This window comes from Streptomyces sp. A012304 (genome assembly GCF_026008495.1).
Taxonomy (GTDB): Bacteria; Actinomycetota; Actinomycetes; order Streptomycetales; family Streptomycetaceae; genus Streptomyces.
Window position 1 is genome coordinate 357,538 of sequence record NZ_BQUN01000098.1, and the last position, 19,823, is coordinate 377,360.

18 protein-coding genes are annotated in these 19,823 nt (G+C 71.3%); 10 read left to right on the forward strand and 8 right to left on the reverse strand.

The genetic code is table 11. From position 1 onward, the window contains the following. The 4 genes from ALMP_RS24575 to ALMP_RS24590 form a co-directional block, all read left to right on the forward strand. Nucleotides 1-1,112: pectinesterase family protein (locus ALMP_RS24575; protein WP_264931814.1), on the forward strand; the 1,112-nt coding region annotated here is incomplete at its 5' end. After that, nucleotides 1,112-2,137: a pectinesterase family protein gene (locus ALMP_RS24580; protein ID WP_264931816.1), complete on the forward strand. Its 1,026-nt coding sequence runs from the start codon at nucleotides 1,112-1,114 to the stop codon at nucleotides 2,135-2,137. The genes ALMP_RS24575 and ALMP_RS24580, both read left to right, overlap by 1 nt. Further along, nucleotides 2,124-3,281, forward strand: a complete 1,158-nt coding sequence (locus tag ALMP_RS24585; RefSeq protein ID WP_264931818.1) for a dienelactone hydrolase family protein — start codon at nucleotides 2,124-2,126, stop codon at nucleotides 3,279-3,281. The genes ALMP_RS24580 and ALMP_RS24585 overlap by 14 nt, the downstream gene beginning before the upstream one ends. Before the next feature lie 84 nt (nucleotides 3,282-3,365). Beyond that, nucleotides 3,366-4,478, forward strand: a complete 1,113-nt coding sequence (locus ALMP_RS24590) for a chondroitinase-B domain-containing protein (protein WP_264931820.1) — start codon at nucleotides 3,366-3,368, stop codon at nucleotides 4,476-4,478. Between the two features lie 5 nt (nucleotides 4,479-4,483). On the opposite strand, the gene ALMP_RS24595 is transcribed toward ALMP_RS24590, so the two are convergent. After that, nucleotides 4,484-6,703, reverse strand: a complete 2,220-nt coding sequence (locus ALMP_RS24595) for a family 43 glycosylhydrolase (protein WP_264931822.1) — start codon at nucleotides 6,701-6,703, stop codon at nucleotides 4,484-4,486. A 229-nt stretch (nucleotides 6,704-6,932) separates the two neighbouring features. Between ALMP_RS24595 and ALMP_RS24600 the strand changes: the two genes are divergently transcribed. Beyond that, entirely contained in the window at nucleotides 6,933-8,087 is a 1,155-nt protein-coding gene (locus ALMP_RS24600; RefSeq protein WP_264931824.1) for a right-handed parallel beta-helix repeat-containing protein, read from the forward strand. A gap of 54 nt (nucleotides 8,088-8,141) precedes the next feature. On the opposite strand, the gene ALMP_RS24605 is transcribed toward ALMP_RS24600, so the two are convergent. Together ALMP_RS24605 and ALMP_RS24610 are read right to left on the reverse strand one after the other, a co-directional pair. Then, nucleotides 8,142-9,002, reverse strand: coding sequence for a hypothetical protein (locus ALMP_RS24605; RefSeq protein ID WP_264931825.1), 861 nt, complete (start codon nucleotides 9,000-9,002; stop codon nucleotides 8,142-8,144). After that, nucleotides 8,999-9,568, reverse strand: a complete 570-nt coding sequence (locus ALMP_RS24610; RefSeq protein ID WP_264931826.1) for a SigE family RNA polymerase sigma factor — start codon at nucleotides 9,566-9,568, stop codon at nucleotides 8,999-9,001. The genes ALMP_RS24605 and ALMP_RS24610 overlap by 4 nt, the downstream gene beginning before the upstream one ends. 296 nt (nucleotides 9,569-9,864) lie before the next feature. Between ALMP_RS24610 and ALMP_RS24615 the strand changes: the two genes are divergently transcribed. Continuing rightward, nucleotides 9,865-11,316, forward strand: coding sequence for an NCS2 family permease (locus ALMP_RS24615; protein WP_264931827.1), 1,452 nt, complete (start codon nucleotides 9,865-9,867; stop codon nucleotides 11,314-11,316). 48 nt (nucleotides 11,317-11,364) lie between these two features. Here the strand turns inward: ALMP_RS24615 and ALMP_RS24620 are convergent, their stop codons facing one another. The 3 genes from ALMP_RS24620 to ALMP_RS24630 form a co-directional block, all read right to left on the reverse strand. Next, a complete protein-coding gene (locus ALMP_RS24620; protein WP_264931829.1) occupies nucleotides 11,365-12,813 on the reverse strand; it encodes a penicillin-binding protein 2 in 1,449 nt (482 codons plus the stop codon). Between the two features lie 81 nt (nucleotides 12,814-12,894). Beyond that, nucleotides 12,895-13,365, reverse strand: coding sequence for a GNAT family N-acetyltransferase (locus ALMP_RS24625; RefSeq protein WP_264931831.1), 471 nt, complete (start codon nucleotides 13,363-13,365; stop codon nucleotides 12,895-12,897). A gap of 2 nt (nucleotides 13,366-13,367) precedes the next feature. Next, complete coding sequence (locus ALMP_RS24630; protein ID WP_264931833.1) at nucleotides 13,368-14,141, reverse strand: IclR family transcriptional regulator; 774 nt, start codon at nucleotides 14,139-14,141, stop codon at nucleotides 13,368-13,370. 110 nt (nucleotides 14,142-14,251) lie between these two features. On the opposite strand from ALMP_RS24630, the gene ALMP_RS24635 reads away from it, so the two are divergent. The 4 genes from ALMP_RS24635 to ALMP_RS24650 all read left to right on the forward strand — a co-directional run bounded on the left by ALMP_RS24635 (nucleotide 14,252) and on the right by ALMP_RS24650 (nucleotide 18,425). Continuing rightward, complete coding sequence (locus tag ALMP_RS24635) at nucleotides 14,252-15,781, forward strand: aldehyde dehydrogenase (NADP(+)) (RefSeq protein WP_264931835.1); 1,530 nt, start codon at nucleotides 14,252-14,254, stop codon at nucleotides 15,779-15,781. 2 nt (nucleotides 15,782-15,783) lie between these two features. Then, nucleotides 15,784-16,401, forward strand: coding sequence for a DUF1349 domain-containing protein (locus ALMP_RS24640; RefSeq protein WP_264931837.1), 618 nt, complete (start codon nucleotides 15,784-15,786; stop codon nucleotides 16,399-16,401). A 147-nt stretch (nucleotides 16,402-16,548) separates the two neighbouring features. Then, complete coding sequence (locus ALMP_RS24645) at nucleotides 16,549-17,265, forward strand: DsbA family oxidoreductase (protein WP_264931838.1); 717 nt, start codon at nucleotides 16,549-16,551, stop codon at nucleotides 17,263-17,265. Nucleotides 17,266-17,363: 98 nt separating this feature from the next. Then, the gene (locus tag ALMP_RS24650; protein ID WP_264931841.1) at nucleotides 17,364-18,425 is read left to right on the forward strand and encodes an aminotransferase class V-fold PLP-dependent enzyme; all 1,062 of its coding nucleotides are present in this window, start codon (nucleotides 17,364-17,366) and stop codon (nucleotides 18,423-18,425) included. 51 nt (nucleotides 18,426-18,476) lie between these two features. Here ALMP_RS24650 and thpD read toward each other — a convergent pair whose 3' ends face one another. Both thpD and ALMP_RS24660 read right to left on the reverse strand, forming a co-directional pair. Next, nucleotides 18,477-19,379 carry an ectoine hydroxylase gene (gene thpD / locus ALMP_RS24655; RefSeq protein ID WP_264931842.1) on the reverse strand — a complete coding sequence of 301 codons (903 nt, stop codon included), beginning with the start codon at nucleotides 19,377-19,379 and terminating at the stop codon, nucleotides 18,477-18,479. A gap of 7 nt (nucleotides 19,380-19,386) precedes the next feature. After that, a complete protein-coding gene (locus ALMP_RS24660; protein WP_264931844.1) occupies nucleotides 19,387-19,821 on the reverse strand; it encodes an ectoine synthase in 435 nt (144 codons plus the stop codon). Nucleotides 19,822-19,823: the final 2 nt, after the last annotated feature.

Consider the following 19,823-nt stretch of genomic DNA (forward strand, 5'->3'; position numbering starts at 1 on the left):
CCCGACTTCCCCTGTCCCGAAGGGGATTCCTCACGGCGAGCGCCGGCGCGGGCGCCGCGCTGGGCCTCCTGGCCGGCCCCGCCCGCGCGGCCACCCGCCGGCCGTTCGGCCGCTTCGGCTCCCCGTCCGCCCGCCTCACCCCGCAGACCCTGTACGTCGACCCGCGGGGACGCGGCGACCACACCTCCGTCCGGGACGCCGTGACCGCGGCGACCGGCAGCGGCCGGACCCTCGTCCTCGCCCCCGGCACCTACCGGGAGACGGTCGCCGTCGACGTCACCCGCACGGACGCGACCTGGATCGGCGCCTCCGAGAACCCGCGTGACGTGGTGATCGTGTACGACAACGCGGCCGGCACCCCCAAGCCCGGCGGCGGCACATACGGCACCACCGGGTCGGCCACCACCACCGTGCAGGCCGACGGCTTCACCGCCCGCTGGATCACCTTCGCCAACGACTGGCTGCGCGCCGACCACCCCGACATCACCGGCACCCAGGCCGTCGCCATCAAGGTGCAGGGCGACCGCTCGGCCTTCCACCACTGCCGCTTCCTCGGCCACCAGGACACCCTCTACGCCGACTCGATCGCCCTCGGCACCTTCGCCCGCCAGTACTTCTCCCACTGCTACGCCGAGGGAGACGTCGACTTCGTCTTCGGCCGGGCCACCGCCGTCTTCGAGCACTGCCACTTCCGCACCCTGACCCGCACCGACCTGGCGGGCGCCCCGTACGGCTTCGTCTTCGCGCCCTCCACGGCCGGCGCCAACCCGCGCGGCTACCTGGTGACCGGGAGCCGGATCACGAGCGAGGCCCCGGACGCCTACTACAAGCTGGCCCGCCCCTGGGTGCCCAGCTCCGACACCACCGCCCGCCCGATGCTCACCGTCCGCGACACCCACCTCGGCCCCGGTATCGACGCGGTCGCCCCCTACACCAACATGTCGGCGTCCTTCCCGTGGCAGAACCAGCGCTTCGCCGAGTACCGCAACACCGGGCCCGGCGCGCGGATCACCGTCCCGGAGAACCGCCCCCAGCTCACCGCCGAGCAGGCCGAGTCCGCCACCCGCGAGGCCCACCTCGGTGCCTGGACGCCCTGGAAGGGGGCGTGCTGATGCGCAGGCGCACCCTCCTCGCGGCGGGCCTGGCCGGCGCCCTGGCCACCGCGACCCCCGCGCACGCCCACTCCCGCCGCGTGCTGCACGTGCGCCCCGGCGACTCGGTCCAGGCGGCCGTGGACGCGGTCGACGGCCCCGGCTGGACGATCGTCGTGCACCCGGGCACCTACCGCGAAGTCGTCGGCATCCCCGCCCACAAGGCCGAGCTGACCCTGCGCGGCGCCACCCGCGACGCCCGCGCCGCCGTCATCGTGTACGACAACGCCAACGGCACGAAGAAACCCGACGGCACCACCTACGGCACCGCCGGCTCCGCCACCTTCAGCTCCGCCGCCCCCGGCCTCACCGTCCGCGACCTCACCCTGGCCAACGACTGGCTGCGCGCCGACCACCCCGACATCACGGGCACCCAGGCGGTCGCCGCGTACATCACCGGCGACCGCTCGTCCTTCGACAACGTCCGCTTCCTCGCCCACCAGGACACCCTGTTCGCCGACACCACCGCGCTGGACGCCTTCGACCGGCAGTACTACCGCCGCTGCCACATCGAGGGCGACGTCGACTTCGTCTTCGGGCGGGCGCGGGCCGTCTTCGACACCTGCCGCTTCCACACCCTCCAGCGGGAGGTGACCTTCACCCCCAAGGGCATGGTCTTCGCCCCCGCCACCGCCCGCGCCAACCCCTACGGCTTCCTCGCCGTGCGCGGCCGGATCACCTCCGGCGCGGAGGACGGGGCGTACAAGCTGGCCCGGCCGTGGGTGCCGTCGTACGAGACGACCGCCTGGCCCGCGCTGGTCGTGCGTGACACCTGGATCGGGCCCGGCATCGACGCGGTCGCCCCCTACACCAACATGCGGGAGGCCCACCCCTGGCAGACCATGCGGTTCCGGGAGCACGGCAACCGGGGCCCCGGCGCGGTGATCTCCGATCCGGCCGAGCGGCCGCAGCTGACGGCGGCCGAGGCGAAGCTGCACACCCCGCGCACCTATCTCGGGGACTGGCGGCCGTATGCCCGCCCGTGAGCCGGTCGGACGGCGGGCGTTCGTGGCCGGGTCGGGGGCGGCCCTGCTGGCCGGGGGAGCCGCACCCGGCGCCCGGGCCGCGGTCGTCGACGGGCCGCTGCCCGACTTCCACCCGGCGCTCAAGGACGCCCTGACCTTCCCGCTCGCCTGGGGCAACTCCCCGATCCGCGACTTCCGCGCCTGGCGCCGGGCCGCCCGCGCCGCGGTCGAGGAGGCCCTGATCGTCGACCGGGAGGACGGGACCCCGTACGACCCCGAGTTCGGCCACCGCCACGAGCAGGACGGCTGCACGAGGGAGTCGGTCACCCTCTCCCTCACCCGTCACGAGCGGGTCCGCGCCGCCCTGCTCACCCCGCACGGCCCCGGCCCCTTCCCGGCGGTGCTGCTCCTGCACGACCACGGGGCGAAGTTCGACATCGGCAAGGAGAAGCTGGTCCGGCCCTGGTACGACACCGCGCGGCTCGCCTCCGCCCAGGCGTGGACGGAGAAGTACTTCAGCGGCCGGTTCGTCGGCGACGAGCTGGCCCGGCGGGGCTATGTGGTGCTGGCCGCCGACGCCCTCGGCTGGGGCGACCGCGGACCCGTCACCTACGACCAGCAGCAGGCCCTGGCCTCCAACTTCTACCACCTGGGCTCCTCCCTCGCCGGTCTGATGGCCCGCGAGGACGCCCGCGCCGCCGGTTTCCTCGCCCGGCTCGACCGGGTGGACCGGCGGCGGATCGCGGCCGTCGGCTTCTCCATGGGCGCCTTCCGCGCCTGGCAGACCGCCGCGCTCAGCGACGACATCGCGGCCGCCGCGAGCGTCTGCTGGATGACCGGCCTGAAGGAAATGATGGTGCCCGGCAACAACACCCTGCGCGGGCAGTCGTCCTACTACATGCTCCATCCGGGGCTGCCCCGCCATCTCGACTTCCCCGACGTGGCGAGCATCGCCGCACCCAGGCCGATGCTCTTCCTCAACGGCGCGCTGGACCCGCTCTTCCCCGCCGACGGCGTCCGGGTGGCCCACGACAAGCTGCGGGCCGTCTGGCGCTCCCGCCACGCCGAGGAGCGGTTGACCCTCCAGACCTGGCCCGACCTCGGCCATGTCTTCGTCGACCGCATGCAGGACGAGGTCTTCACCTGGCTCGACCGCGTCCTGTGAACACCCCATGCGAACACCCCGGTGAACACCCCCGTGTGAACACCCCCCACTCCCCACCCTGAACGGCGAAAGGACCCGCACTCCATGTCCCGTCGTACCGCTCTCACGGCCCTCACCACCCTCGCCCTCGGCGCCGGCCTGGCCGTCCTCCCCACCCAGGCGCAGGCCGCCACCGTGGTCGTCAGCAACTCCACGGACCTGTCCAACGCCCTGAAGAACGCCACCGCCGGCACCGTCATCCAGGTCCGCGGCGGCACCTACTACCCGACGGCCACCCTGGAAACCACGAAGAACGGCACCTCCTCCAGCCCGATCACCCTCACCGCGTACGGCTCGGAGACGGTGAAGATCGACGGCTCGAACCTCCCCGACGGCGACTGGATCTTCAAGCTGACCGCCGACTACTGGAACGTCTCCCACATCACCTTCCAGAACTCCCCGGACAGCGCGGTCGTCTGCCAGTCCTGCGCCGGCACCAACTGGAACAACATCAAGACCATCAACGGCGGCGACTCCGGCTTCACGCTCACCGGCGACGGAACCGTGAACAACACGGTCAGGAACATCGACTCCTACGGCCACTACGACCCCGCCAACCACGGCGAGAACGCCGACGGCATCGCGGTGAAGTACGGCTCCGGCACCGGCAACCTGATCACCGGCGCCCGCCTCTACAACAACTCCGACGACGGCCTGGACTTCTGGTCCTTCTCCTCGCCCGTCACCGTCGAGCACACCTGGGCCATGGGCAACGGCAAGAACCGCTGGGGCGACTCCGCGTTCGCGGGCGACGGCAACGGCTACAAGCTGGGCGGCGACGGCGAGGTCGTCGCGCACGTCGTCAACAACTCGGCCGCCTGGGACAACGCGGGCAACGGCTTCACCGAGAACTCCAACAAGGGTGCCATCGTCATCAACCGCACCACCGCCTACAAGAACGCCAAGTGGGGCTACTACTTCGCCACCGGCGCCGCCCGCCTCGGCAGGAACCTCGCCGTGGGCAACGGCGGCGGCCTGGTCAACAAGGGCTCCTCGGTGGTCTCGTCCGGCAACAACTGGGACTCGGGGATCGCCACCCCCGCCTTCCGGTCGACCGACGCCACCAGCACCTACAACGCCCGGCAGCCGGGCGGCGCGCTGCCCGTGACCACGTTCCTGACCACGGGCAGCACGACCATCGGCGCGACGATGGACTGACCCGGTCAGCGCCGCCGTACCGGCCGGATCGACTCCAGGGTCGGCACCACCGGCACGATCGTGCCGTCGGCGGCGAACCACAGGCGGTCGATCGTGGTCTCCCGGTGCATGCCGTCACCGCCCGGCCGGCCGGGGCCGTTCAGCGCGAACCGGTGGTAGACGGCGTACCACTCGTCGGTGCCGGGCACCCGCACCACGGAGTGGTGGCCGGTGGCGAGGATGCCGTACTCCGGGCGCTTGGACAGGATGGTGCCCCGCTTGGTCCACGGGCCGAGCGGGGACGGTCCCGTCGCGTAGGCCACGTGGTAGTTCTCGCTGCGGGTGTCGTCCTCCGACCACATGAAGTAGTAGGTGCCCTTGCGCTTCACGACGAAGGACCCCTCGCGGAAGTTGTCGGGGGTGATGTCCTTCACCTTCGCCGCGTCGAACGACACCATGTCGTCGTTCAGCGGGACGACGTACCCACGCCCGTTGCCCCAGTAGAGGTACGAGGTGCCGTCGTCGTCCGTGAAGACGGCCGGGTCGATCATCTGGCCGCTGAGGGCACCGCCCTTGGCGACCAGCGGTTTGCCGAGCGCGTCCTTGAAGGGGCCGGCCGGGGAGTCCGCGACCGCCACGCCGATCTGCTGTTCGGCGCAGAAGTAGAAGTAGTACCTGCCGTCCCGCTCGGCGATCGCGGGCGCCCACGCGTACGTGTCCGCCCAGGACACGTCGGGCCCCAGGTCGAGGATGACGCCGTGGTCCTTCCAGTGGACGAGGTCCTTCGAGGAGTACGCCTTGAACCGCGTCCCGCTCCAGCCCTGGAAGCCGTCGGTCGTCGGGTAGATCCAGTACTCGCCGTTCAGATAGTGCACGTCCGGGTCGGCGTTGAGGCCGGGCAGGACCGGGCTGCGGGTGGGCACGGCCTCCACGGTCCAGGTGCGCCGGGTCCCGTCGGCGGCGGTCACCGTGTACCGCTGCGGCGTGCGGAAGTCGCGGCGGGTGCCGGAGCGCGGGCTCACGGACGCGCCCTCGGCGAGCCACAGCTTCGGCGCGAGCCGGGACAGGTCGGCGCCGGGCTCCATCGGCAGGACGACCTTCGACGCCGACTCGGTGACGATCGCGTATCCCTTCTGGCCCTTCGCCGTCGCGTCCACGACCGAGGCGGGCGTCGTGGCGTACGTGGCCAGCAGCCGGTCGTACTCCGCCTGCGTCACCGGCAGGACCGTGCCGTGCCGGGGACTGGCCGGGAGCTGGTAGTCGGTGGACATCGTCCAGCGGCCCGAGTCGAGGTCGGTGGTCTCGAAGGGGACGTACCCGCGGCCGCCGTACTCGTCGATGAACAGGTACCACTTCTCCTCGGTGTTCGACTTGAACACCGTGGGCCCCTCTCCGCGGCTGATCGACCCGCTGCCGATGCAGTCGGCGACGAAGTCGTACGACGTGTCGGTCAGGGTCGTCGACTTCTCCGCGGTGATGAACTTCGAGCACGGCGAGCCGGACGTCGGGTCGCGCTCGTCCTTGGTGTAGCGGTAGTAGGTGTCCCGGTGCTCGACGACCGTCGAGTCGATGACGGAGTAGCCCGGGTCGTCCCAGACCTTCGGCTCACTGAAGGTGCGGAAGTCCTTCGTCGTCGCGTACAGCATCCTGTTGTACGTCGAGCCGGTGTGACCGGGGTCGTCGTCGGCGTACAGCTTGGACGCCCAGAAGACGACGTACGCGTCGAGGCTGTCGTCCCAGTAGGCCTCCGGCGCCCAGGTGTTGCCCGCGTTGTCGGGGGACACCTTCACCAGGCGCTGGTCGGTCCAGTGGACCAGGTCGGTGGACTCCCAGACCATGATCGACTTGCTGCCGTGGCGCTGGACCTCGTCCCAGCTGCCGCTGCTGTTCTGGTACATGCGCAGGTCGGTGGCGATGAGGTAGAACCTGTCGCCCTCGGGGGAGCGGATCACGAACGGGTCGCGCAGGCCCTTCTCGCCGATGGTGGACGTCAGCACCGGCTTGCCGCCGTTCAGCTCCCGCCAGTGCAGCGGGTCGTTGCCGCGGCTGAGGGCGTAGCGGATCTGCTCGCCGTCGGCGGTGCCCTCACCGGTGAAGTAGGCGAAGAGATAGCCGGCGTACTTCGGCTGGGTCACGGGGGGTGCTCCGGAGGTCGCGGTACTGGGAGGCGCGGTCAGCAGGGCCAGGAGGAGGGCGAAAAGGGGGAGGAGGGGGATCAGGAGCGTGCGGGCGGAGTGGGGGCGCATGACACTTCCTGTGTGAGTGTGGGGGTTTCTGTTGGAGGTGTGGTGCCCTCGGAGTGTTACCAGCGGGGATGCCGACGAGGGAGGGGCCGGAGGGGACCGAAACTTTCGATGCTCTTTCGCCGGAACCCGGCAACCTTTCTCCGGCCAGGCGGCGACTGCTGTGCGCAGACGGGCCGGGGCGGCCCCTCCGGCCCGTCTCCTTCCATCCCCTTCAGGAAAGGAACGCCCCGTGCGTTTGAGCACCGGACGTCACCGCAGGACGCGCACCCTCTCCATCGCCGCCTCGGTGGCCGTCGCCTCCGGGGCGGGCGGTGTCTACCTCGGCCTGACGGACGACGGCGCCCGGGCCGCCTCCCCGACGGTCACCGTCTCCACGACCGCCCAGCTGGAGTCGGCCGTGAAGAGCGCGACCGCCGGCACGGTCATCAAGGTGCGCGGCGGCACCTACCACCCGACGGCCACCCTGAAGTCGACGGCCAGCGGCACCCCCGCCCACCGGATCGTGCTCCAGGCGTACGGCGGTGAGAAGGTCAGGATCGACGGGTCGAAGCTGCCCGCCGGGTCCTGGCTCGCCGCGATCCACGGCAGTTACTGGACCGTGCAGAACCTGACCTTCCAGAAGTCCCCGGCCCAGGGACTGGTGGTGACCTCGTCGACGGGCGGCGTCTTCAAGAACCTCGTCACCGCGGACAACGGTGACTCCGGGTTCACACTGCGCGGCGACAACACCGTGAACAACCTCGTGCAGAACCTCGACAGCCACGGCAACTACGACGCCGCCGGGCACGGGCAGAACGCGGACGGGATCGCCGTGAAGTTCGGCTCCGGCACCGGCAACCGGATCACCGGGGCGCGCCTGTACGACAACTCCGACGACGGCCTCGACCTGTGGCAGTTCTCCACGCCGGTCACCGTCGAGCGCTCCTGGGCCTTCGGCAACGGCGAGAACCGGTGGAGCGACCCGGCCTTCGAGGGCAACGGCAACGGGTTCAAGCTGGGCGGCGGGGGTGTCGCGGTGGCGCACGTCGTCCGCTCCAACGCGGCCTGGGACAACACGCTGAACGGCTTCACCGAGAACTCCAACACCGGGGCCGTCGTCCTGCACCGCAACACCGCGTACGCCAACGCGGAGGCGGGCTTCTACTTCGCCACGGGCAAGGCCCGGCTGGCCCGCAATCTGGCGGTGGGCAACAAGGGCGGGCTGTCGAAGCTGGGACCGTCCACGGTGTCCACGGCGAACAACTGGGACAGCGGGGTGGCGACACCGGCCCTCAGGTCGACGGACACCACCACGGCGTACGGCGCCCGTGAGCCGGACGGATCGCTGCCCGCGACGACGTTCCTCACGACCGGCTCCACGGCCGTCGGTTCCCCGATGGACTGACTGCCGCCGCCGCCCACGCCCGCGGCGGGCGCGGGGAACGTCCCGCCGGCGTCCCTACGAGTCGCCCTCGCCGTCGCCGCGCGCCGCGAAGTCGCCGCCCACGGAGCTCTTCCCGCCGTCCGCCCGGCCGACGATCGTATAGCGGTCGTCCTTGGCGTCCCGGCCGCCGCGGTCGTGGTCGTACTGCCCGGCGAACACCCAGTCGCCCTTCGGCACCGTACGGCCCTCCTTGAGCACCCAGGTGTAGACCAGGAAGCCGTCCTCCTCGGCGACCGTGAAGGCGAAGTCGTCCTCGGGCAGCGAGCGCCAGGCGCCCGCCGAGGACACCCCGCCGGTCTGCGCGACCTTCAACTGCACGGTCAGCTCGGTGAGTTGCTCCGACGTCTTCAGCGTGACGTTGCTCTGCGCCCAGAAGTCGTTGCTGTGCGGGTCGACCGAGCCGTCCGACCACAGCGGGCCGTCCTCGCGGTCGTCGGTCTCCGGCAGCAGATCCGCGGCCGACGCCGACGGCGACTCCTCGGGGGACGCCGTCGGGGAGGCGCTCGGCTCGGGCGGTTCCGGTGCGTCGCCGCCGGCCGTCGCCTTCGGGGAGGCCGGCGGGCGGCTCGTGGCGTCCGGGGACTCCACCGGCGGGGGCGAGACGCTGACCGTCTGCCGCTGCGGCGGGTCGTCCTTCACCGCGGACGCCACCGCGTAACCGCCGACCGCGAGCATGCCCGCGACCGCCGCCGTGGCGCTCACGATCCGCGTCCAGCCCCACAGCGCCGGGCGGGTGGCCCGGTGGCTCTGCCGTTCCTCGCCCGCCATGCCCCGCTCGATCCGGGCCAGGATGCGCGCGCGGTCGGGCTGGTGCGCCTCGGCCGCCTCGTGCAGCCGGGCGCGCAGCTCGTCGTGCACGTCCCGCTGCATCGTCATCGGTCCCTTCCTCCGGCTTGGCCGGTGCGCGCCGCCATCACGGCGTGCACCTTCTGCGGGGCTCCCTTGGCGCCGAGCAGCTTCTGCAACTCGGCCATTCCCTTGGAGGTCTGGCTCTTCACCGTACCCACCGAGATCCCCAGGGCGAGCGCGGTGTCCTTCTCCGAGAGGTCGAAGGCGTGCCGGAGCACCACACAGGCCCGTTTGCGGAAGGGGAGTCTACGCAGCGCCGACTGGACGTCCACAACGCCCGCCACGTCCGGGTTCTCCGTCTTCTCCTCGCGCTGCGACCAGAACAGGGAGATCCTGCGGCGTTCACGGACGGTGCTGCGGATGCGGGTGCGAGCCAGGTTGGCGACGACGCCCCGGGCGTACGCCACCGGGTGGTCGGCCGCGCGCACCCGGTCCCAGCGGTGCCACAGCGCCAGCAGCGCGTCCGCCGCCAGATCGTCGGCTGCGTCCGCCTCACCCGTCAACAGATGGGCCAGACGGGAGAGTTCGGCGTAGTGGCGCTCGAAGAAGGCATGGAACTCCACGGAGGCGGCGTCGTCGACGACTGTGCCCACGGGTGAAACCTCTTCTCGGTGCGACGTCGGGCCCCCGACGGGGAGGGACGGTGTGTGTCACGTGAATGACATGGGGATCCCGGGGAGGTGGTCGGGACGAGATCGGGAAGCGTAGCAGTGATCGACAAGCCGGTTTGGTACGGGGGTTCGAGCGCATCGGTGCGGGGGGAGCGAACGCCGTAGGGCATCGTGAACCCGATTCCGTAACACGGTGAAAACCTGAAGCGGGTTCGACAAGGGAACAATCCAGCCAGCATCCGCACACTGAGCAACACAGGTCACGAGGAGTGTCCGCCATGTCCGAACCGCAGAAGGTGGCCGATCGGCCGATCCCTGCGCCCACCGCGGTGAACAGCGTCGACCGGTTCTTCAAGATCTCCGAACGGGGGTCGACCTTCGGCCGGGAGATACGCGGCGGCTTCGCCACGTTCTTCACCATGGCCTACATCCTTGTCCTGAATCCCATCATCCTGGGCAGCGCGAAGGACAAGTTCGGGGAGTCCCTGGACCCCGTCCAACTCACCACGGCCACCGCCCTCGTGGCCGCCGTCATGACGATCGTCATGGGCGTCGGCGGCAACCTGCCGCTGGCGCTCGCCGCGGGGCTCGGCCTGAACGCCGTCGTCGCCTTCCAGATCGCCCCGCTGATGAGCTGGGACGACGCGATGGGACTCATCGTCCTGGAAGGCCTGCTGATCTGCGTCCTGGTGCTGACCGGTCTGCGCGAGGCCGTCATGCACGCGATCCCGCAGCCGCTGAAGCAGGCGATCAGCGTCGGCATCGGCCTGTTCATCGCGTTCATCGGCTTCGTCGACGCCGGCTTCGTCAGCCGTATCCCCGACGCCGCCAACACCACCGTGCCGGTGCAGCTCGGCGGCTCCGGCACCCTCACCGGCTGGCCGATGCTCGTCTTCTGCCTCGGCGTGCTGCTGACCATCGGACTGCTCGCCCGCAAGGTCAAGGGCGCCATCCTGATCAGCATCGTGGCGATGACACTGCTCGCGCTCGTCATCAACTCGGTCGCGGACATCAAGTCCTGGGGCCTGACCACGCCCGAGTGGCCCGACAAGCTCGTCGACACCCCCGACTTCGGCCTGGTGGGTCAGTTCGACCTGTTCGGCGCGTTCGGCGAGACCACCGTCATCACGGTCGTCCTGCTCGTCTTCACACTGATCCTGTCCGACTTCTTCGACACCATGGGCACGGTCGTCGGCATCAGCGCCGAGGCGAACCTGCTCGACGAGGACGGCAAGGTGCCCAACCTGGGCCGGGTGCTGCTCATCGACGGCGCCGCGGCGGTGGCGGGCGGTGCGGCCTCGTCGTCCTCCGCGACCTCCTACATCGAGTCGGCGGCCGGCGTCGGCGAGGGCGCGCGCACCGGCTTCTCCAACCTGGTCACCGGCGGCCTGTTCGCCCTCGCCCTGTTCCTGACGCCGCTGCTGACGATCGTCCCGCTCCAGGCGGCGGCGCCCGCGCTGGTCGCGGTCGGCTTCCTGATGATGACCCAGGTCAAGCACATCGACTGGGACAGGTACGAGATCGCCATCCCCGCGTTCCTGACGATCGCCGTGATGCCGTTCACCTACTCCATCACCAACGGCATCGGCGCCGGCTTCCTCGCCTACGTCGTCATCAAGACCGTCCTGGGCAGGGCCAAGGAGGTCCACTGGCTGCTGTGGGGCGCCTCGGCGCTGTTCGTGGTGTACTTCGCGATCGACCCGATCGAGCAGATCCTGGGCGTGAAGTGAGGCCGGGGGCGGCCCCCCTCGGGGAGCCGCCCGCCCGTGGGGGCCCCGCTACTTCTCCAGCGCGGCCTCCATCATCGCCTTGGCCACCGGCGCCGCCAGCCCGTTGCCGCTGACCTCGGAGCGCGCCGCGTCCGACTGCTCCACCACCACCGCCACGGCGACCTGTTCGCCACCGGCCTCGCCGTACGAGGTGAACCAGGCGTACGGCGTCTTGCTGTTGTTCTCGCCGTGCTGGGCCGTGCCGGTCTTGCCGCCCACGGTGACGCCGTCGATGCGCGCGTTGCTGCCGGTGCCCTGCTCCACCACGGTCCGCATCGCCGACCGCAACTGCTCGGCGGTGCCGGAACCGACGACCTGGGTGGTGGACGCCTCCTCGTCGTAGTTCTTCAGGACGTCGCCGCCGCTGTTCGTGATCTGGGAGACCATGTGCGGCGACACCAGCTTGCCGCCGTTGGCCAGGGCGGCCGACACCATGGCCATCTGGAGCGGGGTCGCGGTGACGTCGAACTGGCCGATGCCGGTCAGACCGGTCTGCGCCTCGTCCATGTTCGACGGGTAGACGCTCGGATACGCCCGCACCGGCACGTCCTGCTCGTCGTCGAAGCCGAACTTCTCCGCCATCGCCCGCACCTTGTCCTGCCCGAGCTGCACGGCCATGCGCGCGAAGACGTTGTTGCAGGAGTACTGCAACGCGACCCGGATCGTGGCGTCCTCACAGGGCGCCGACGCGCTCTCGTTGCGCAGGACGGTCGTGGTGCCGGGCAGCGTGTACGGGTTCGGGCTGTCGGTGGCCTCGTCCACCGACGCGTACAGCCCGTCCTCCAGCGCGGCCGCCGCCACGACCAGCTTGAACGTCGAGCCCGGCGGCAGCGGCTGGCGCAGCGCGCGGTTGGTGAGCGGCTTGTCGGGGTCCGCGTTCAGCTTCTTCCAGGCCGCGCCCGCGGTGTTGGCGTCGGTCAGCGCGGACGGGTCGTACGACGGCGTCGAGACCACCGCGAGGATCTTCCCGGTCGCCGGGTCGATCGCGACGGCCGCGCCCTTCTTGTCGCCGAGCGCGTCGTACGCCGCCTTCTGCACGTCCGGGTCGATCGTGGTGATCACGTCGCCCGGGGCCGCCCGCTGGTTGGTGACCGTGTCCATCACGGTCGTGAGCCGGCTGTCCGTGCCGTTCAGCAGATCCCGGTAGACGCCCTCCAGCTGGGTCGGGGCGTAGGCCTGCGAGGCGTAGCCGGTCACCGCCGCGTACAGCGCGCCGTCGGTGTAGGTGCGCTTGTACGCCAGGTCGCTGTCCTTCGTCACCGCCGAGCCCGTGATCGCCTTGCCGGCCACGATGATGTTCCCGAGCGGTGCCGCGTACGTCCGTATCGCGTTGCGCCGGTTGTCCTGGTCGTCCGCGAGCGCCCGGCCCTCGTAGACCTGCACCCAGGTAGCCCTGATCAGCAGGGCGAACACCAGCAGCAGGGCGAAGACGGAGGCGCGCCTGATCGTCTTGTTCATGACGTCCGGGAAGACGAGCGGGCGGAAGGCGATCGTTCCCCTCCGCCCGGTTTTCTCATCGTCTGTTCATGTACGGCCCGTTCAGGCCTCCAGCAGCAGCACGACCTCGTCGATCTCCCGGCCGCGCGCGTTGGCGTACCCCCTGGCCCGCGCGGTGGCCCGGAACCCGCACTTCTCCAGCACGCGCAGGGAACCCGTGTTGTCCGCGGCCGCCCGGGCGTACAGCGGGCGCTCGGGCACCTCGGCCAGCAGCGCCCGCAGCGCGGCCGTGGCGATCCCGCGCCCCCAGTAGGCGCGGTCCACCCAGTAGGTGACCTCGCGTTCGCCGGGCTCCCCGTAGACCGCGGCGTTCCCGACCACGTCACCGTCGGCGAGGATCGTCCGCAGGACGACCGAGGAGGTGCGGATCTTCTTCCAGTGGGCCTCGAAGGCGCCGTGGTCCGCCGGGTCGGGCGGGGTGAACGCGGCCATCCGGAGCGCCTCCGGATCGTTCAGCTGCCGGTAGAAGACCGGCAGGTCGCTGTCGTGGACCTCGCGGAGCACCACCTGCACGGTCAGAGCCTCCGGGTCGCCAGGGTCAGCCGGTCACGCGCGTCGAACAGCGCGTCCTTCACCATCTGCTCGTGCGCGGGCGTCAGTCTCGCCACCGGCACCGAGCAGCTGATCGCGTCGCGCGCCGGCGTGCGGTACGGGATCGCCACCCCGAAGCAGCGCAGACCGAGGGTGTTCTCCTCGCGGTCCACGGCGAAGCCCTGTTCGCGGACCTGGTGCAGCTCCTCGATGAGCTTCTCGCGGTCGGTGATGGTGTGCTCGGTGAGCGCGGGCAGCGTCTCGGGGAGCAGCTTGCGGACCTGCTCGTCGGTGCAGGTGCTCAGCAGCGCCTTGCCCAGGGAGGTGGAGTGGGCGGGCAGCCGGCGGCCGACGCGGGTGAAGGGGCGCAGGTAGTGCTGGGACTGGCGGGTGGCGAGGTAGACCACGTTGGTGCCGTCCAGCCGGGCCAGGTGGATGGTCTCGGTGGTGTCGTCGGAGAGCCGGTCCAGCGTCGGGCGGGCGGCCGCGACCACCTCGTCGCCGTCGATGTAGGAGGTGCCCACCAGCAGGGCCCGTACGCCGATGCCGTACCTTGTGCCCGTGGCGTCGGTCTCGACCCAGCCCAGCTCCACGAGCGTGCGCAGCAGCATGTACAGGCTGGATTTGGGATAGCCGACGGCCTCCTGGACCGACGCGAGGGAGTGCATGCCGGGGCGGCCGGCGAAGTACTCGAGCAGTTCAACCGTCCGTACGGCGGACTTGACCTGCGCTCCGCCCCCCGTCTCGCCAGCCGACATCGCCCTTGACCCCTTCGTTCGACGGGAAATAGTCTCCAGCATATTCACCATCAGAGACAACGTTCAGCATATCGAACGACCCTGATACAGAGCGCGTGGAGGGACCCGCGGTGGCAGCAGCACCAGTCTGGAGTGTCGACCCCCGAACCGGGAAGCAGCGTGAACAGGTTGCGGTGGAAGCCACGGCCCAGGAGGTGGACTCCGTCGTCCGCGCGGCGCACGCCACGCGCGAGGCTCTCGCCGACCGCGCCGTCCGCGCCGCCTTCCTGCGCACCGCCGCCGACCGCCTGGAGGGCGCCAGGGACCACCTCGTCGAGGTGGCCGACGCCGAGACCGCGCTCGGCCCGGTCCGGCTGACCGGCGAGCTCGCCCGCACCTGCTACCAGCTGCGCGCGTTCGCCGGCATCGTCGAGGAGGGCGCCTTCCTCGACGTCGTCATCAACCACCCCGACGACACCGCGACCCCGCCCGTCCCGGACCTGCGCCGCTACAAGGTGCCCCTGGGCGTCGTCGCCGTGTACTCGGCCTCCAACTTCCCCTTCGCCTTCTCCGTCGCCGGCGGTGACACCGCGAGCGCGCTGGGCGCGGGCTGCCCGGTCGTCGTCAAGGCCCACCCCGACCACCCGGCGCTGTCCGAGCTGGTCGCCAAGGTGCTGCGGGACGCCGCCGCCGAGCACGGCATCGACAAGGCCGTCGTGGGTCTCGTGCACGGCTTCGAGGCGGGCGTCGAGCTGATCAAGCACCCGCTGGTCGCCGCCGCCGGCTTCACCGGGTCCATCCGGGGCGGCCGCGCGCTGTTCGACGCGGCGGCGGCCCGTCCGGTGCCGATCCCCTTCCACGGCGAGCTGGGCTCGCTGAACCCCGTCGTCGTCACCGAGGAGGCCGCCGCCGAGCGCGCCGAGGCCATCGGCACCGGGCTCGCCGGATCCATGACGCTGGGCGTCGGGCAGTTCTGCGTGAAGCCGGGTCTGGTGCTGGTGCCGTCCGGCGCGGCCGGTGACGGGCTGGTCAAGTCCCTCACGGACGCGGTCAGCGACACCGACGCCGGTGTGCTGCTCGACCACCGCATGCGGGACAACTTCATCGCCGGGGTCGCCGAGCGGGCCGAGCTGCCCGAGGTGCAGACGCCGGTGACGCCGGGCGCGGGCGGCGAGCACACCGTCAGCGCCGGGTTCCTGACCGTGCCGGCGGCGCGGCTGGCGGCGGAGGGCGAGCACGACCTGCTGCTGGAGGAGTGCTTCGGGCCGGTCACCGTCGTGGCCCGCTACGAGGACGAGGGCGAGGTCAAGGCCGTCCTGTCGCGGCTGCCGGGGAACCTCACCGCGACCGTCCAGCTGTCCGAGCGGGAGGCCGCGGGTGAGGGCCGGGGCACGGAGATCCTCGCCGAGCTGACGCCGCTCGCCGGGCGGGTCCTGGTGAACGGCTGGCCCACCGGGGTCGCCGTCGCTCCGGCCCAGCACCACGGCGGGCCCTACCCGGCCACCACGTCCACGTCCACCTCGGTCGGCGGCACCGCGATCGAGCGGTGGCTGCGGCCGGTCGTGTACCAGAACGCCCCCGAGGCGCTGCTGCCGCCGGAGCTGCGGGACGACAACCCGCTCGGCCTGCCCCGGCGCTTCAACAACACCCTGGAGCGCTGAACGTGAGCACGGACGTCGTCGGCGTTCCCGAACTGCCGTTCCCGCTCCGTGCCCATGGGCCGGAGGGGAACTGGTCCTACGCCGACGGCGTGCTCACCGGCCGGGCCGGCCCCCGTCAGGACCGGTTCGTGCCGCCCACCGGCGAGGCGCTGGACACGGCCACCGACGCGCCCCGGCTGCTCGGGGCGCCCGAGGGCGACTTCCAGCTCATCGCCCGGGTCACCGTCGGGTTCACCGGGGCCTATGACGCGGGGGTGCTCTACGTCCACGTCGGGGAGCGGGCCTGGGCCAAGCTCTGCCTGGAGTACTCCCCGGACGTGCCCACCGTCTGCACGGTGGTCACCCGGGGGCACTCCGACGACGCCAACTCCTTCCACGTCGACGGCGACTCGGTCTGGCTGCGGGTGAGCCGGACCGGGCGGGCCTTCGCCTTCCACGCCTCGCGGGACGGCGAGCGCTGGACCTTCGTGAGGCTGTTCACCCTGGGTGACGAGCAGGAGACCGGCGCGGCCCTGGTCGGCTTCATGACACAGGCCCCGATGGGTGAGGGGTGCACCGTCACCTACGACCATCTGGAGTTCCGGCCGACCTGCCCGGCCGACCTGCGCGACGGAAGCTGACGCCCGCCGCCGTCGCGGCGGGGACGCCCACCGCACGGCGGGCGGGCGCGGTCGATTCCGCGCCCCGGGAATGACCACAGGCTCTTGAACGTTCACATACCAGTCGGAGGGAGTCTCCGTACCCGTACGAGCTGGAGAGAGCCGAGTATGCGCGTCGAGATCTGGAGCGACATCGCCTGCCCCTGGTGCTACGTGGGCAAGGCCCGCTTCGAGAAGGCGCTGGAGGCCTTCCCGCACCGCGACCAGGTCGAGGTGGTGCACCGGTCGTTCGAGCTGGACCCCGGGCGCGCCAAGGGCGACGTACAGCCCGTGATCAGCATGCTCACCAAGAAGTACGGCATGAGCGCGGCGCAGGCCCGGGCCGGTGAGGAGAACCTGGGCGCGCAGGCCGCCGCCGAGGGCCTGGCGTACCGCACCGAGGGCCGCGACCACGGCAGCACCTTCGACATGCACCGGCTGCTGCACCTCGCCAAGGAGCGGGGCCGCCAGGACGAGCTGATCCAGATCCTGTACCGGGCGAACTTCGCCGAGGAGCGGTCCGTGTTCACCGAAGGTGACGAGCGGCTCGTGGAGCTGGCCGTGGAGGCCGGAATCGACGCCGACGACGCCCGCCGGGTCCTCGCCGACCCGACGGCCTACGCCGACGACGTCCGCGCCGACGAGCGCGAGGCCGCCCAGCTCGGCGCGAACGGCGTGCCCTTCTTCGTCCTCGACCGCGCCTACGGCGTCTCCGGAGCCCAGCCCGCCGAGGTCTTCGCACAGGCGCTCACCCAGGCCTGGGGCGACCGCTCGCCCCTGACGCTCCTCGACAGCGGCGACGCCGACGCCTGCGGCCCGGACGGGTGCGCGGTGCCGCAGCACTGACAAAACCGCAGCTCGGCGCGGATGTATAAGCGTTCCTGAGGGAAGCCACGCAGAAATTCGCAATGGACCGTGACCTCCGTGGGCCGCACAGTGGAGCCATGGAGACCACGGAGACGTTCGAGAGCCTCGTCCGCGCCGAGTTCACCCCGAAGAGCATCTACCTCAACACCGCGAGCAACGGCCTGCTGCCCGCCCGCACCGTCACCGCCCTGCACGAGGCGGCGCTGCTGCGGGCCGAGGGCAGGCCGCTCGCGCCGCTGCACGCGGACGTGGAGGCCTGCCGGGCCGCCTTCGCGCGGCTGGCCGGCGTCCCGGCCGACCGGGTGGCGGTGGGCGCCTCCGTCGCCGCGCACACCGGACTGATCGCCGCCTCCCTGCCCGCCGGCGCCGAAGTCCTCACCGCGGAGGGAGACTTCAGCTCCGTGGTGAACCCGTTCCACGTCCGTGGCGACCTCAAGGTCCGCACGGTCCCGCTGGAGCGGATCGCGGAGTCCGTCCGCCCCGGCACCGCACTCGTCGCGGTCAGCGCCGTCCAGTCCGCCGACGGGCGGATCGCCGACCTGCCCGCCCTGCGCGAGGCGGCCCGCGCCCACGGGGCGCGCACCTACGTCGACTGCTCCCAGGCCGCCGGCTGGCTGCCGATGGAGGCCGACGCCGACGACTTCCGCGCCTCCGTCTCCTTCAAATGGCTGCTCGGCCCGCACGGCACGGCCTTCCTCGTCCTCCCGGAGGACTTCGGCGGGCTGAGCCCGCTGCTGGCGGGATGGGTCGCGGGCGAGAAGCCGTGGGACAGCTGTTACGGGCCGGTGGCCGAACTCGCCCACAGCGCGCGGCGGTTCGACCTCACCCACGCCCTGTTCACCTTCGCCGGCCTGCGCCGCTCCCTCGAACTGATCGAGGAACTCGGCGTGGCCGCCGTCCAGGCCCACGACCTGGCGCTGGCGGACCGGTTCCGGGCCGGGCTCGAGGCGCTCGGCCACGAGCCCGTGCCCGCTCCCGGCTCGGCGATCGTCTCGGTGCCCCGACTCGGCTCCCGGCAGCCGGAGCTGAGCGAGGCGGGCATCGAGGTGTCCGACCGCGCGGGCAACCTGCGCGCGGCCTTCCACCTGTACAACACGGCCGCCGACGTGGACCGCCTGCTGGACGTGCTGGCGGCCTGAGGAAGTCAGGGCACCGGGGGAGCAACCCCCGGACCCCCGGCCGGGCTCAGGTCACCGCACGGGAGTGAAGTCCCGCGCTCCGATGAACTCCGGCCGCCGCACCGGTGCCGCGAACGGTTCGACCGCGGCGTTCTCCACGCTGTTGAACACGATGAAGACGTTGCTGCGCGGGAACGGCGTGATGTTGTCGCCCGACCCGTGCATGCAGTTGCAGTCGAACCAGGTCGCGGAACCGGCCCGCCCGGTGAACAGCTTGATGCCGTACGCGGAGGCCATCTCGGTCAGCGCCTGGTCGGAGGGCGTGCCCGCGTCCTGCATCTGGAGCGACTTCTTGTAGTTGTCCTTCGGCGTGGCGCCGGCACAGCCGAGGAACGTCTTGTGCGAGCCCGGCATGATCATCAGGCCGCCGTTGGTGTCGTGATTCTCGGTCAGCGCGATCGAGACCGACACCGTCCGCATCCGGGGCAGGCCGTCCTCGGCGTGCCACGTCTCGAAGTCGGAGTGCCAGTAGAAGCCGGAGGCGCCGAAGCCCGGCTTGACGTTGATCCGCGACTGGTGGACGTACACGTCCGAGCCGAGGATCTGCCGGGCCCGGCCGACGACCCGCTCGTCGCGCACCAGGTTCGCGAAGACCTGGCTGATCCGGTGCACCTCGAAGACGGACCGGATCTCCTTCGACTGCGGCTCCACGATGGACCGCTCGTCGGCCCGGATCTCCGGGTCGGTCACCAGCCGCTCCAGCTCCTGCCGGTAGACGGCGACCTCGTCGTCGGTGATGAGCTGGTCGACGGTGACGAAGCCGTCGTGCTCGAACGACTGGAGATCCATCGGCTCGAACGGGCCGGGCGCGTCCGGGGCGCCCCAGACGACCGGGTCCTGGCGGGGGACGGTCACCTCGGTGGCGCCGCGGCTGGGATACAGATCGGTGACGGTGGTGTCGGTGACGGTGGCCATGCGGGTGTCACACCTCCTCGGGCTCGGTGGGATGGGGGTCCTCCCAGGCATCTGGCTCTGGGGGAGGGTAGGTGCCGTTCTCGTCGTGGTCCTCCCGGCCCGTCACGGGCGGGTTGAACACGCAGAGGCAGCGGAAGTCCTCCTTGACGCGCAGCGTGTGCCGCTCGTGGCCGTCGAGGAGGTACATGGTGCCGGGCGTGACGGTGTAGGTCCGCCCGGTCTCGTGGTCGGTGAGGTCGGCCTCGCCCTCGACGCAGACGACGGCCTCGACGTGGTTGGCGTACCACATCGACGTCTCCGTGCCCGCGTAGAGGACCGTCTCGTGCAGCGAGAAGCCGACCCTCTCCTTGGCGAGGACGATGCGTTTGCTCTCCCAGGTGCCGGACGCCGCCTTCACGTGCCGGTCGGTGCCTTCGATGTCCTTGAACGATCGGACGATCACGG